Annotated in this window: 15 protein-coding genes and 1 pseudogene; 11 read left to right on the top strand and 5 right to left on the bottom strand. The window is 35.9% G+C overall.

Annotated features, from left to right (window positions below):
* The first annotated feature begins 61 nt into the window (after positions 1-61).
* The 8 genes from B5P40_RS03590 (at position 62) to B5P40_RS03625 (ending at position 8,031) form a co-directional block, all read left to right on the top strand.
* Positions 62-844 (top strand): DUF3919 family protein, encoded by a 783-nt coding sequence (locus B5P40_RS03590; RefSeq protein WP_078176116.1) that lies wholly within the window; start codon positions 62-64, stop codon positions 842-844.
* Complete coding sequence (locus B5P40_RS03595) at positions 841-1,875, top strand: ABC transporter substrate-binding protein (protein WP_078176115.1); 1,035 nt, start codon at positions 841-843, stop codon at positions 1,873-1,875. Before B5P40_RS03590 ends, B5P40_RS03595 begins: the two co-directional genes overlap by 4 nt.
* Positions 1,876-1,894: 19 nt before the next feature.
* A complete protein-coding gene (gene pgtP / locus B5P40_RS03600) occupies positions 1,895-3,229 on the top strand; it encodes an MFS transporter (protein ID WP_078176114.1) in 1,335 nt (444 codons plus the stop codon).
* 248 nt (positions 3,230-3,477) lie between these two features.
* Positions 3,478-4,662: an efflux RND transporter periplasmic adaptor subunit gene (locus B5P40_RS03605; protein WP_003192865.1), complete on the top strand. Its 1,185-nt coding sequence runs from the start codon at positions 3,478-3,480 to the stop codon at positions 4,660-4,662.
* Positions 4,659-5,339 (top strand): ABC transporter ATP-binding protein, encoded by a 681-nt coding sequence (locus B5P40_RS03610; protein WP_002089682.1) that lies wholly within the window; start codon positions 4,659-4,661, stop codon positions 5,337-5,339. Before B5P40_RS03605 ends, B5P40_RS03610 begins: the two co-directional genes overlap by 4 nt.
* Positions 5,336-6,538, top strand: coding sequence for an ABC transporter permease (locus B5P40_RS03615; RefSeq protein WP_002089681.1), 1,203 nt, complete (start codon positions 5,336-5,338; stop codon positions 6,536-6,538). The genes B5P40_RS03610 and B5P40_RS03615 overlap by 4 nt, the downstream gene beginning before the upstream one ends.
* Positions 6,539-6,662: 124 nt before the next feature.
* Positions 6,663-7,343: a YknW family membrane protein gene (gene yknW, locus B5P40_RS03620; RefSeq protein ID WP_003192860.1), complete on the top strand. Its 681-nt coding sequence runs from the start codon at positions 6,663-6,665 to the stop codon at positions 7,341-7,343.
* Positions 7,344-7,560: 217 nt separating this feature from the next.
* Positions 7,561-8,031 (top strand): sigma-70 family RNA polymerase sigma factor, encoded by a 471-nt coding sequence (locus B5P40_RS03625; RefSeq protein WP_002089676.1) that lies wholly within the window; start codon positions 7,561-7,563, stop codon positions 8,029-8,031.
* An 83-nt stretch (positions 8,032-8,114) separates the two neighbouring features.
* Here the strand turns inward: B5P40_RS03625 and B5P40_RS03630 are convergent, their stop codons facing one another.
* Positions 8,115-8,591 carry a competence protein ComK gene (locus B5P40_RS03630; protein ID WP_044439437.1) on the bottom strand — a complete coding sequence of 159 codons (477 nt, stop codon included), beginning with the start codon at positions 8,589-8,591 and terminating at the stop codon, positions 8,115-8,117.
* A 193-nt stretch (positions 8,592-8,784) separates the two neighbouring features.
* Here B5P40_RS03630 and B5P40_RS03635 point away from each other — a divergent pair, with 193 nt between their 5' ends.
* The 3 genes and pseudogenes from B5P40_RS03635 to B5P40_RS03645 all read left to right on the top strand — a co-directional run bounded on the left by B5P40_RS03635 (position 8,785) and on the right by B5P40_RS03645 (position 10,132).
* Positions 8,785-9,183, top strand: coding sequence for a DUF4359 domain-containing protein (locus B5P40_RS03635; protein ID WP_003192852.1), 399 nt, complete (start codon positions 8,785-8,787; stop codon positions 9,181-9,183).
* Positions 9,184-9,330: 147 nt separating this feature from the next.
* A pseudogene (locus B5P40_RS03640) lies at positions 9,331-9,465 on the top strand (IS6 family transposase); the annotation flags it as partial.
* A gap of 481 nt (positions 9,466-9,946) precedes the next feature.
* The gene (locus B5P40_RS03645; protein ID WP_113708857.1) at positions 9,947-10,132 is read left to right on the top strand and encodes a hypothetical protein; all 186 of its coding nucleotides are present in this window, start codon (positions 9,947-9,949) and stop codon (positions 10,130-10,132) included.
* On the opposite strand, the gene B5P40_RS03650 is transcribed toward B5P40_RS03645, so the two are convergent.
* The 4 genes from B5P40_RS03650 to B5P40_RS03670 all read right to left on the bottom strand — a co-directional run bounded on the left by B5P40_RS03650 (position 10,129) and on the right by B5P40_RS03670 (position 12,150).
* Entirely contained in the window at positions 10,129-10,386 is a 258-nt protein-coding gene (locus B5P40_RS03650) for a hypothetical protein (RefSeq protein WP_025148140.1), read from the bottom strand. The genes B5P40_RS03645 and B5P40_RS03650 overlap by 4 nt on opposite strands.
* On the bottom strand, positions 10,376-11,218 hold the full coding sequence (locus B5P40_RS03655; protein WP_113708858.1) for a hypothetical protein: 843 nt from the start codon (positions 11,216-11,218) through the stop codon (positions 10,376-10,378). The genes B5P40_RS03650 and B5P40_RS03655 overlap by 11 nt, the downstream gene beginning before the upstream one ends.
* Positions 11,219-11,665: 447 nt before the next feature.
* Positions 11,666-11,938 carry a hypothetical protein gene (locus B5P40_RS03665; protein ID WP_025148143.1) on the bottom strand — a complete coding sequence of 91 codons (273 nt, stop codon included), beginning with the start codon at positions 11,936-11,938 and terminating at the stop codon, positions 11,666-11,668.
* Positions 11,917-12,150 carry a hypothetical protein gene (locus B5P40_RS03670; protein WP_139211975.1) on the bottom strand — a complete coding sequence of 78 codons (234 nt, stop codon included), beginning with the start codon at positions 12,148-12,150 and terminating at the stop codon, positions 11,917-11,919. The genes B5P40_RS03665 and B5P40_RS03670 overlap by 22 nt, the downstream gene beginning before the upstream one ends.
* Positions 12,151-12,177 lie beyond the last annotated feature (27 nt).

Consider the following 12,177-nt stretch of genomic DNA (forward strand, 5'->3'; position numbering starts at 1 on the left):
TTATGAAACAATTATGCGGTATTTTCGAAACAACGTTTTTTTATCTTGGAGGTAGGCAGAAATGAAAAGGCTATCATTTCAAATTCTTGTGTTTGTCTTTTGTATGATCGTTTCTCTTATTTTGTTTTATGTTATTGAGAAGCAAATATATAATCGAATCACGATTGTGGATGACAAACAAGCCGTTTTACAAAGAGTGAATGAATCCCTTCCTACTGAAGTGAAAGTAAGGCATGAGAAGTGGGGAGAAATTGTTGTAACGGATGAAGTTCGTTTGCATACGATTGTTTCATTCTTTGACCGAATTCGAGTAGAACCGAGAGAAGCGAGGAATCAAGAACAAGTATTTACTGGAGAAGTAACGTACTTGAATGGACATAAACGTACTTTTGCAGTAGGTGACTTGTTCCAGTATGAGGCTAATGTATACGGAAAGAATGGTACGGATCCGATGATCTCAGCATTGCAAACGTATTTGTTAAGTCTGTATTATACACCAGAGCGCATTAGTAATTTCTTTGCGGAGGCAAAGGAAGTTGTAGTGAGGCAAGGGGATGTAATACGTACTATAGATCTTACGCAAATATTTGACTCTATTCGATACGCAAAGCAAATTACAGATTACGGAGAAATTCAGAAATTATTACAATCACAGAATGAGCCGATTGCTTATATTACTGCCTATAAAACAGGCAAGAGTGTAAAGAATGAGCGAGAGGATATTCTAACTATTTCTGTGTATCCATCGTATTTTGTTGTGCAATATCTCGGTGATAATAACGGGAATGTCATGTATATGAAGGGCTCCCTAGCAGAATTCCTTGTAAAGGAGAATGTGTCATGAGAAAGATAGCCTTTTTCTTCTTTTTGCTAGTAATCGGAGGAGCGATGTCTAGTTGCTCTCGAGATACAACCTCTATTAAATATAATAAAAGTGGTCTCCCTATTTTGGATGATCGTCATCTTGTTGCATATGTAGCGGCCCGCGAGGAAGTTGGTGAGGCATTGCTTTCATCATTTTGTAAACCGCGGGGATGTACATATGAATTTATTCGTCTTTCGACAGAAGAACTTCTTCGAAGAGTGGAAGAAGAATCTGGAAATCCGAAAGCGGATATTATTATTGGCGGTACAGTAGATGCACATCAAATGATGAAGCAAAAAGATCTGTCTATTCCTGTGACGAGCCAGCATGCGAATCGTATTTCAAAAACTGTTAAAGATAAAGATGGTTATTGGTACGGTTACGAAGTAGAGAAATTGGCAATCGCAATTAATAAAGAGCGGTGGAACGAAGAAATAGCACCGCTCGGTCTACCGTATCCATCCAGGTGGCAAGATTTATTAAACTCTGCGTACACTGGAAAGATTGTTATGCCAGATCCAAATGTTTCGGGTACTGCATATACGTTTTTTCAATCACTTATTGATACTTTAGGTGAAGAGGAAGCGAAGGCGTATGTGAAGCATCTTGCAGGACAGGTTGGAGAAGTAACAGTGAATGGTTACATACCAGCAGAACTTGTGGCAAGTGGTGAATATATGATAGGCATCAATTTTGCGGGAGATCAGAGAATGCTTCAGAAACAAGGCTTTCCTATTTTAAGTAAGGAACCTGAGCAAACAGGGTTATCTGTTAATGCGATTTCGAAACTGAAGCGTGCACCGAGTGGTTTTATTGCGGACTTATTTATTGATTATTGTTTATCAGAAGAAGCGGGGCACATTTTAGAAAAAGTTTCGTTTGGCGTACCAACGATGTTTGCGAAGAACCAAAAAGAGATAGAAGGTCAGCCGGTTAGAAGGACGAACAAAAATATATCAAATAGTGGAATAATCGAGATATGGAATAGACAGCGTCTCTCTCAAAAGTGAGAAAAGGAGACGAGAGTATATGTTTAAATGGCTTAAGCCAGCACCTGCAATTGAGAGATTACCAGCGGATATGATCGCTAAAGTATATACATTACTGCGTATTCGTGTGCTAATGGGAATTTCAGTTGGGTATGCTGCTTATTATTTAGTTCGTAGTAACTTTACGTTATCAAGTACGTATTTAGTACAAGAATATGGTTTTAGTACAGCTGAAATTGGACTACTAGGTTCAGTAATGGCGATTGTTTATGGATTTAGTAAGTTCTTTATGGGGAATTTATCCGATAAAGCTTTTGCACAGCGCTTTATCGCAGTTGGATTATTCTTATCAGGGCTTGTAAATATTTGTTTCGGGTTTGCATCTTCATTTGGAATGATCGTTACATTACTTGTCCTAAACGGTATTGTACAAGGCATGGGAGCACCACCTTGTAGTATCGTTATGACGAAATGGTTCTCGAAGAAAGAACGTGGTACGAAAACAGGCATTTGGAATATTTCACATAACGTTGGCGGAATGCTTGTGCCACCACTTGTCGGAATCGGTGTAGGTATTTTCGGTGAAAGTCATTGGCAAGGCGGCGTGTTTATTTTCCCAGCGATTATCGCAATGGTAATTGCAGTTCTTGTTTGGATTAATGCGAAGGATACACCAGAATCTGAAGGTCTTCCTCCAATTGATGAGTATCGCAATGACTATGAAAATCTTGAAAAAGCAGATAATGCTAACAAGATGTCACCAAAAGACATTTTAATGAAATATGTAGTGAAAAATAAGTTCGTTTGGTATTTATGTATTGCGAATGCATTCGTTTACTTAATTCGTTTCGGTGTTATTAACTGGGTTCCACTGTATTTAACAACAGTTAAAGGTTTTTCAAAAACAGAAGCGCATGCTGCATACGCGATTTTTGAAGGTATGGCAATTCCAAGTTCATTAATCGTTGGTCTTTTAAGTGATAAGTTATTTAAAGGAAAACGTATGCCATTATGTATTATGAGTATGGCCGGAGTTGTTGTTGGTACGGTTGTATATTGGCAAGCATCTAGCGTACTTGTTGTAAGTATTGCAGTTTCTATTATCGGTTGTTTAATTTACGTACCACAGTTTTTAATCGGTTTAAGTGCGATGGAATTAGTACCGAAATTTGCAGTAGGTACAACAGTTGGTATGTGTGGTCTGTTCGGTTATGTAGGCGGAAGTCTTGTAGCAAACGCAGCAATTGGTGTTATTGTTGATCGTTCTGGCTGGGATGGCTGCTTCATCTTACTATTAGCAGGCGGTATTTTATCAACAGTATTCTTATTTATCGTGCAACGTGGGCATGAAAGAAAAGGTCCTAAAGTGGCGTAATAGTTTATTCAGAAAAGCGATCCAATCATTATTTTGGATCGCTTTTTTTATATAAGGAAACCTTTCCTTAAAACTATCTTAAAAGATAGAATGTCATATTTCTAATCATTGGTATTTTTGTTACAATATAAATGATTGTGTAAAACTTTGTAAAATGAGTGTAACAATGTAAGTGGGGATGCAATTTTCCGAAAGTTTTATACAATTAAATATCTATTAAACTATTAAGATATAAAAGGAGAGAGAATATGTTACCAAATACGGTTCGTACTCCAAACAAGAAGAAGAAATGGATTATCATCGGAGTTATTGCACTAATTGTTATTGTAGCAGCAGTTAATATTTTTGTTATGCAAGGTAAGAAGAAAGGTACGGCGAAGACAGATGCTGTAAGTTTTGAGAAAGTGACAGAGCGAAAGCTTAATAATACGAAGTTAATTTCTGGTCAAGTGAAGCCAGGAAATATTGAAAGTTTCTATGCGGATCCGACTAAAGGAAAAGTGAAAGATATTGCAGTGAAAGAAGGACAAGAGGTAGAAAAAGGAACGAAACTATTCTCTTATGATAATGAAGAAATTAATCTTCAAATGAAGCAAGCTGATCTTGATCAGAAGATGGCTGATATGCGTTACGATCAAGGGAAAAAGAAGATTGATTCATTGAAGAAAGAAATTAAGAAGGTAAAAGATAGTGGGGCTGGGAAAGAAGTAACAGACCCAATGGAAGAGCAAGTAAGTGAGTTAGAAATGGCTCAAAAAACAACTGACCTTGAGAAAGAAAAAGGGAAGTTACAAAAAGAAGAGTTAAGTAAAAAACAGAAAGAACTTACGATTTATAGTAATTTCACTGGTGTTGTACAAAAGTTAGACAAAGATGCGGCACAAAGTTCATCTCAAGCGTTAGGTGGTCAAGGGAAAGCATTTTTACAAGTTGCTTCTAAAGACCCGTTCCAAGTTCAAGGGACTTTAACAGAGCTTCAAAAGTCACAAATTCAAAAAAATCAAACGTTCACTGTAACTGCGAAAGCAAATAATAAGAAAAAGTGGACAGGTAAAATTACGGAAGTAAGTGAATTCCCAACGAGTGCAGAGATGGCTCAAGCTGCTGGTGAGGGAACTCAAAATATGTCTCAATATACATATAAAGCAAGTCTTGATAGCCAAGATGGTTTATCTCCAGGTTATCACGTTTCTCTGCAAGTAAATTTAGAGAATAAGACAATGATTGCTGTTCCAAGTAAGAGCATTGTAGAAAAAGGCGAAGATGCATTTGTTTATATTGAAGAGAAAGGAAAGCTTCGTAAACAAAATGTGAAAAAAGGTTCTACTGATGGAGACTGGACAGAGATTGTTGAAGGCGCAACAGTGGGGCAAAAGGTGGTTAAAAATCCTTCCGACGACGTGTATGACGGAATGGAAGTGAAAGAGAAATGATTACGTTAAATAATATTGCTAAGACGTATTATCAAGGGAAACTTGCGGTGCCGATTTTACATGGTATTAGTTTAACAATTCAAAGCGGTGAGTTCGTTTCTATTATGGGACCGTCTGGTTCTGGTAAATCAACGCTTATGAATATTATCGGTTGTTTAGATCGTCCAACAGAAGGTGAATATATGTTGAATGATGTGAATATCTTAACAGCAGACGAGTCAAAACTAGCTTTAATTCGTAATGAATATATCGGCTTTGTGTTCCAGCACTTTAATTTGCTGCCGCGTCTTTCCGCAGTGGAAAACGTTGAACTTCCGCTCATCTACGGTGGAGTGAAGAAAGCAGAGCGTCGTCAAAGAGCTCTTGAAGCGCTTGGAAAAGTTGGATTATCAGATAGAGTAGACCATTTACCTAGTGAATTATCAGGTGGACAGAAGCAACGTGTAGCTATCGCAAGATCGATTGCAAATAATCCAACGTTCATTATGGCCGATGAGCCGACAGGTGCGCTTGATACGAAGTCTGGTGCACAAGTTATGGATATTTTCACGAAGCTAAATGCAGAAGGTACGACGATTGTTATGGTTACGCATGAAGAAGAGGTAGCAGCGTATTCTTCCCGCCGCATTGTACTGCGAGATGGGAAAATTACAGAAGATAGAAGGTGTGCAGTATGAGTTTACTAGATAGTATAAAAATTGCCCTATCTTCTATTTTAGCTCATAAACTGCGTTCAGCTCTTACGATGCTCGGTATTATTATTGGTGTTGGTTCTATTATTACTGTCGTTGCGATTGGGCAAGGCGGGGAAGCGATGCTGAAGTCGAAATTCGCAGGTTCTGGTGGTAATAACCTTATGCCAATTCAATTTAAACCAGATATTAATGATGAGTTTGCTATAGGTGGATTTCAAATACCGAAGTTAACTGAAGAGGATATTTTGGAAGTAAAACAAGTGAAAGATGTTTCACACGTTATTACGACAAACCAGAATTCAGAGGTACTTGATGTAAATGATAAAAAAGCAAATCTAAATGTTATTGGTCTTGATAATGAATATTTTGCGGTTAATAAAGTAAAGGTCGTAAAGGGACGTACTTTAAATGAATCCGATATTTCTCATGCAAATAACGTTGTGATGATTAGTACAAAAACAGAAGAGACGTTATTTAAGGACGTAAACCCAGTTGGACAAATTATTGAGATGAAGGGGCAGCCAATGCAAATTATTGGTGTGTATACATCTGACAATGAGTTTATGGGATTTGAAATGGAAGAAGCGTTAATTCCCCTTACTTTATGGCCTGTTTTATACGGAACAGATGAGATTCAAAGTATAGCAATTCAATCTAAAAATGTAGACAATTTAGAATCAGCAGGGAAACAAGCTGTTGATGTATTAAATAGTCGTAAGCCAAGTGAAATTCCAGGTAAATATGAACTGGTGAATTTAAAAGAGTTCCAAGAAAATGTTTCTAAAGTTACTAATATCATGACGATGATCATCGGTGGTATAGCTGGTATTTCATTAGTCGTTGGTGGTATCGGTGTAATGAACATCATGCTCGTATCTGTAACAGAGCGTACGCGCGAAATTGGAGTACGCAAAGCGCTTGGGGCAACGCGTAGTAAAATTTTATTACAATTTTTAATTGAAGCGGTTATGTTAACGCTTCTAGGTGGTTTGATCGGAATTGGTCTTGGATATGGCGGGGCATATATTGTTTCCACATTTGCGAAATGGCCACCGCTCGTTTCATGGGAAGTTGTCGTTGGAGGCGTATTGTTCTCTATGACACTCGGTATTATTTTCGGATTAATTCCAGCAAACAAAGCTGCGAAATTAGATCCAATCGAAGCACTTCGTTATGAGTAGATTATTAGTGTAGTAGAGAAGTTCTCTACTACAAGTTACCGTTCTAGTGGGCGGTTCGTAGCCTCTACATGAGGATGTGAACCGCCCGTTAGAACGGGTTATATAAATAGAGGGAGGCGTTATAATGGAAGCGAATATTAATACGCAAGATGTAGGTTCGAAAAAGCCATCATTATTTGGAATGATTACATCTCCAGGTGTGCAGTTTGAGAGAATGAAAACGAAAAGTCCGGTTTGGGGGGCATTTTTCCTGTTTGCTATACTTGGGACAATCACGGCAGCGGTAGTGGCTTATTTAGCGTTAGTTAATACTCCGGAGTTGGCAAAAGAGCTTAAGGGCGATTCAGCAGGTATGGTTAAAGGGTTTACTCTTGGAGGGGGAGCGATTTTTGGTTTCCTTGGAACAATTGTTGGTTTGTTTATTGTAGCTGGATTTTATAAGGTTATTATGATGTTCATGAGTAATGATACACCGTATATGAAGATATTATCTATTTACTTATATGCAAATATTGTTTATTATCTTGGTGGTATTCTAAATGCAGTGCTAGGTTTTATTCTTGGTGGAACTGGTACTGATAAATATACAAGTTTAGCGCCTTTATTTGATCAGGGAACGATTGCTTATGGTATTGGTTCTGCGTTTGAAGTGTTTAACATTTGGAGCTTGATCTTAACTGGTTTAGGCTTGCATATCGTTGCCGGTTTAAGTAAAAAACAGGCAATAATTTTAATTTCTATATTCTTTATCCTTACAATTGGATTTAGTATGTTAGGCGGTATGTTCTCTGGCTTTGGTAAGTAATATGTTATTTTGAAAAGGTGGCTCTTCCTAGAGTCACCTTTTTTATTTTTACCCCTATTTCAAATACCCCCAGCAGAATTTCAAATTCTGCCTAGTGTAATTTCAAATTACGGCAGCAGTATTTGAAATTACCCACAATGAAATTTCCTTTCTCATTTTATATTGTAGAGGTACCGCGGAATACTGAAGAGGTATACCTTTTAGAAACGGGCACTGTGTGAAGCCAGCGACTTTTGCAGATACGGTTGTTTTGTATGAAGGTATGATTGTAAATCAAATAAAGAGGTTAAATATTTACCAAGATTATGAAGAGTATTATCAATGTGGTTTAATTGGTCTTTGGCATGCTTATGAAAGGTATGAGGAGGAGAAAGGGAGTTTTCCTGCTTATGCGGTTGTAACGGTACGTGGTTATATATTGGAAAGGTTGAAGAAAGAATGCGTAGTGCAAGAGCGCTATGTATGCACGGACGAGTATGAGGAACGATTTGAGTGTGAAGATGCTGGAACGAGGGCGAAGGATTTTATGAGTGTGTTAGATGAGAGGGAGAAGCATATCATTTCAGAGCGATTTTTTACAGGGAAAAATATGGGAGAGATAGCTTCTGAAATGGGGATGACGTACTATCAAGTGAGATGGGTATATCGACAAGCACTTGAGAAAATGAGAGATAGTGTAAGGGGATAAGAATAATAAGTAGAATGGAAGGCAAAGGAAATATTGCGTTCCATTCTATTTACTTTAAGGCAGTAAATGTGGCAAGAGGTTTTTTAAGGTAATGAATCTTTCATGTTCATTCGGGATAATACATGTCCAGATTTGAAAAATTGTTGCTGTAACTTATGAGAACCTATTTGTATTGTTATGGTAGTTCCGTTAAAAAAATGAATGTTAGCTTTGTTAGTTTTTTTGGAAAACTCTATCTCATCTATATGGTTATAGAACAACCAAATGCAGCTTGGAGAAGAAGGAGATTCTGTTGGGAAAACGCAAATATATTCTTTGTGATTAATCGGAATTGGAACATTTTGTTTGAGCTTAAAGTTTATTTGGACTGCATGACGTCTACCTTGATAAGTAGAATGAACATGTGTTAGACAAGATTTCTTTATGAGTTGGATAGCTGTTTGGCAAGAGTACAGAGGGTTTCCGCTACTGTCGATAATTTTTGTCCGGTAATAAGGGTGTTTGCAAGGTTCGAGCATCATTGTAGAACTAGAAATAAAAATATCATTTTCATTATCCATGATTCTAAAATCCTCCCTTATAAAAATTGTTATTCTGAATATAATTATATACGAATTATGCAAAACAATATTAATCTTTTGTTTCGTATTGTAAATTTTTACGGTTCGTTTACAATCAATAGATGATAGTCTTTCTAATTTGCATCGCTTGTACATATATATGAAAATAGAAAAGAGTAGGCGGTGATATAGCATGAAGAAAAAGTATATTATTATGGCTCTAGCTGTTGTTCTCTTAGTTTATTTAGCAAACAGTAATCCGGGTAAGGGAGAATATACGGATTGGGCAGCAAAACAATTTATGAAGCGTAATGATGTGAGTAAGAAGCTAGACGAGGTTGAGAAAGAAAACAAAGAGGGTATACTTGGCGATCTAGCATCGGCGGGAAAGAAATTGGCAAATAAGTATGTTGAGCCACAAGTTGGATTATTAATCGATCATTATACAAAGCGAAATGATTATATTTTCTTCTCGACATATAAGACAGAGTTTGATGTAGGCGGAGAGAATTATAAGTATGTTTGCGTTGGTTTTTCAAACATCTTTATCCCGATTGAAATGCCGAAGAAAAAAGACGAATCTGCAAAATAATGCAGATTCGTCTTTTTGATATACGGAGTAATCTGAACTTCAGATAAAGTTTTTTTGGTTCTGGTGCAAACACTCCAAAACGCTTGTAAATGACCTCCTAAACTTGGACATACTGATATTAGTACTCTAAAAAAGGATGTGATTGGTATGGAAGAGAACAATCTATTCAAGTGGAAACATTCTCAACCGGATATTATTTTATTAACCGTGAGATGGTACCGACGGTATAGCATCAGTTTTCGTGATTTAGTTGAAATGATGGAAGAACGTGGGCTATCCCTTCCTTAAAACAATTTGACCTATCGTCAAAAGAAACTACGCTTTTGCTAGACTAAGCTGATACTTAATGAGACTAAGCTGATACTTAATGAGACTAAGCTGATACTTAATGAGACTAAGCTGATGCTTAATGAGACTAAGCTAATACTTTATGAGAATGAACTGATACTTCGCTAAACTGAGCTGATTTTCGTTAAACTGTGGACAAAAATTAAAACCTTATGATAAAACAAAACTATAACTACATTGAATTGAACAAAAAACTAAACTTATGGTACAATAATTCCGTCAAAAAAATCAAAAACTCCTCTCGGTGTTGGTTGCATCAAAAGGATTGAATAAATCTAATCTACATATAATTTAGATACTTAAATCACAAGTTATTATTTAAAGTCAAGTTCTTGGGAGGAACTTGTCTTTTTTATTTTTATCAAATTTATACTCAGACACAACACTCACACCGAAAAACAAGGAGGTGAATTACATGAACGATAGCAAAGAATTTTGTCCTCATTGCAACGCTAATTTGCAAGATGATCCGATTCCTAAAGAATCACAAAAATGGTATGGCTGCACTCATTTTACTCGAAAAATCGGGATTTCAAGTATCACACGCGATACAATCTTGAACTGGCAATGTCCTGATTGTAAAAAAGAGTGGAGAAATTAAGCTTCTCCACTCTCTTTTTTATCGAAATAAGGCTTTACTACTTTCTCTATATAAGTTTCTATAGTTTCCAAACTAGCACTTATTTGTCGTTCTTCTTTTAGTTTTTCATATATTTTTTCTGGTGTTTGTCCACAAGAATAACGAGTCCATATTGCTCTTATGATAACTGGCGGTAAGGCTTCTTTGTTTTTAACTTTTCGTAGCATATTTGACCATTTATCTCGACTTCTACCCATTTTCCAATCATTTGTCACCTTTCAATTTTTCTTGAAACAACTTTTGAACAGCTAGCGATGCCGGGTCCATTTTCTGAACACCTTTTTGTTCTCTAATTTTAACTGATAATCTCTCTTTCAATTGCTCAACTCCCCCATAGTAACCATGATTTATTTTCAAGTATTCGTTTATTTTCATAGTATTGGGATATTTACGCTTTCCATCTTCAGCTATTCTTGAATTTTTCATACGATATTTATAAGCAATTTCTAACATTTCATCAGTTAATAGTGGTTTAGACCGTTTGTTTTGCCCTGTATTAATTTGTGAAGGCTTATCCAGTATTTCTGGATGTTTTTCTCTTAAACTATTTATCAGCGTTACGTGAGAGCCTTCATATGCATAATTTTCTTGCATGTAACGAAAAGTCCTCGAATAGTTATAGCGACCTGTCTTTTCTTTGTAAGATTTAAGATGTTTATAGGCAATAGCTAATTCTTCACCGCTTAATACTTTTGGCCTTCCTTTTCCTTGTTGGTTTTCAAATTTTTCATAAGCTTTTAATCTTGTTTTTAGCATTTCAATTTCCGCTTGTTTGTTTAGTAATTTAGTATTTAATAATTGCGTTTGTCTTTTTTCTTTCTCATATGAATCCCAGTTCTTTTTTATTTTGTCATTTAAAGAGTCGAGCAAGGATCTAAAGGAATTAGTTTTCATTTCAACAAAGCCTTCCTTGCTATATTGTCGTACTGGAACAATTACTTTTTGTCCATCTATGTTATGCTCTAAAGGTTTTACACTCCCTACATCATCAATAAAATTAAAATTAGGGCTTACTTTTAAATTTTCATCCGAACCGTTATAACTCATAAGTCGCACCTCTTTTGATTTTTAATTTAAAACAATTATATCATTTTTTTAAAATATAAAAGAAGGGAAACTTATAACTCATAGAGAATTTTATTTAAAAAACATAAAGGAGTTGGAGTTTATGGCGATAAAAGAACTTGTAAAACAGACTACTTTAACAGGGCGGATATCACGAATACTTAACGATTCAACAGAATTACAAAAGGAAATCCAACGTTTATCAAAACGGTTCGACAACAAAAATAGGGAGTGCGAGGTATTAAAGGAAAAGTGCGAGGAATTAAGCAAAAAATTGGCATTTTACGAAAGAATACATTCACTCAAAACTAATAAATAGCAATTAAATCCGTGAACAAGACTCAGATTTTATGTTATAATAATTCCATTAAAACAATAAAAAATCCTTTTAGTGCGCTAACACCAAAAGAATTAAAATATAACAATGTGCTATTGTTTGAAGTCAAGTTCTAATTCTTGGGGACTTGGCTTTTTATTTTTGTCAAACTTATAGTTAGACACGATATTCACCGCTTTCTTGAAATCATATTTCTCGCATAAATCCAAGAAGTAGGAACGATTTTCGTATTTTAAAATCTTTTTCCAAATATCATAATCTAATAAACCTAACAAATCAGCGTCTTCTAGCTTCTCTTTAGCAACTTGTTCATCTGTCTTATCTTCTAATATGAATCTCTTTTTCAAACCTTGTGACCATTGCAATTGCGCTTACCTTTGAAACACTCAGCATATTCTAGGAATAATTTTAAATACTTTTCATCATCTTCCTCAAGATATCTCCGTAAAAAATCAAAAGGCGTCATCGAATCATTTTTAGCTTTTTTAATATGCGCTTTACTCAGTTCCTGATCCAAACCCCAAGTACCATGTTTACTTAAATAATTTTGAGCTTCATCTCCATCTTGCAAATCCAAACCATATTTATAACTCGTACTTAATCC

This window comes from Bacillus sp. SRB_8, assembly GCF_003264205.1.
Taxonomy (GTDB): Bacteria; Bacillota; Bacilli; order Bacillales; family Bacillaceae_G; genus Bacillus_A; species Bacillus_A mycoides.

Excerpts from the sequence above, each read along its gene's own strand:
- pgtP (WP_078176114.1), top strand. The coding sequence starts at position 1,895 with ATGTTTAAATGGCTTAAGCCAGCACCTGCAATTGAGAGATTACCAGCG.
- B5P40_RS03595 (WP_078176115.1), top strand. The coding sequence starts at position 841 with ATGAGAAAGATAGCCTTTTTCTTCTTTTTGCTAGTAATCGGAGGAGCG.
- B5P40_RS03615 (WP_002089681.1), top strand. The coding sequence starts at position 5,336 with ATGAGTTTACTAGATAGTATAAAAATTGCCCTATCTTCTATTTTAGCT.
- B5P40_RS03610 (WP_002089682.1), top strand. The coding sequence starts at position 4,659 with ATGATTACGTTAAATAATATTGCTAAGACGTATTATCAAGGGAAACTT.
- B5P40_RS03590 (WP_078176116.1), top strand. The coding sequence starts at position 62 with ATGAAAAGGCTATCATTTCAAATTCTTGTGTTTGTCTTTTGTATGATC.
- B5P40_RS03655 (WP_113708858.1), bottom strand. The coding sequence starts at position 11,218 with ATGAGTTATAACGGTTCGGATGAAAATTTAAAAGTAAGCCCTAATTTT.
- B5P40_RS03645 (WP_113708857.1), top strand. The coding sequence starts at position 9,947 with ATGAACGATAGCAAAGAATTTTGTCCTCATTGCAACGCTAATTTGCAA.
- yknW (WP_003192860.1), top strand. The coding sequence starts at position 6,663 with ATGGAAGCGAATATTAATACGCAAGATGTAGGTTCGAAAAAGCCATCA.
- B5P40_RS03635 (WP_003192852.1), top strand. The coding sequence starts at position 8,785 with ATGAAGAAAAAGTATATTATTATGGCTCTAGCTGTTGTTCTCTTAGTT.
- B5P40_RS03605 (WP_003192865.1), top strand. The coding sequence starts at position 3,478 with ATGTTACCAAATACGGTTCGTACTCCAAACAAGAAGAAGAAATGGATT.
- B5P40_RS03630 (WP_044439437.1), bottom strand. The coding sequence starts at position 8,591 with ATGGATAATGAAAATGATATTTTTATTTCTAGTTCTACAATGATGCTC.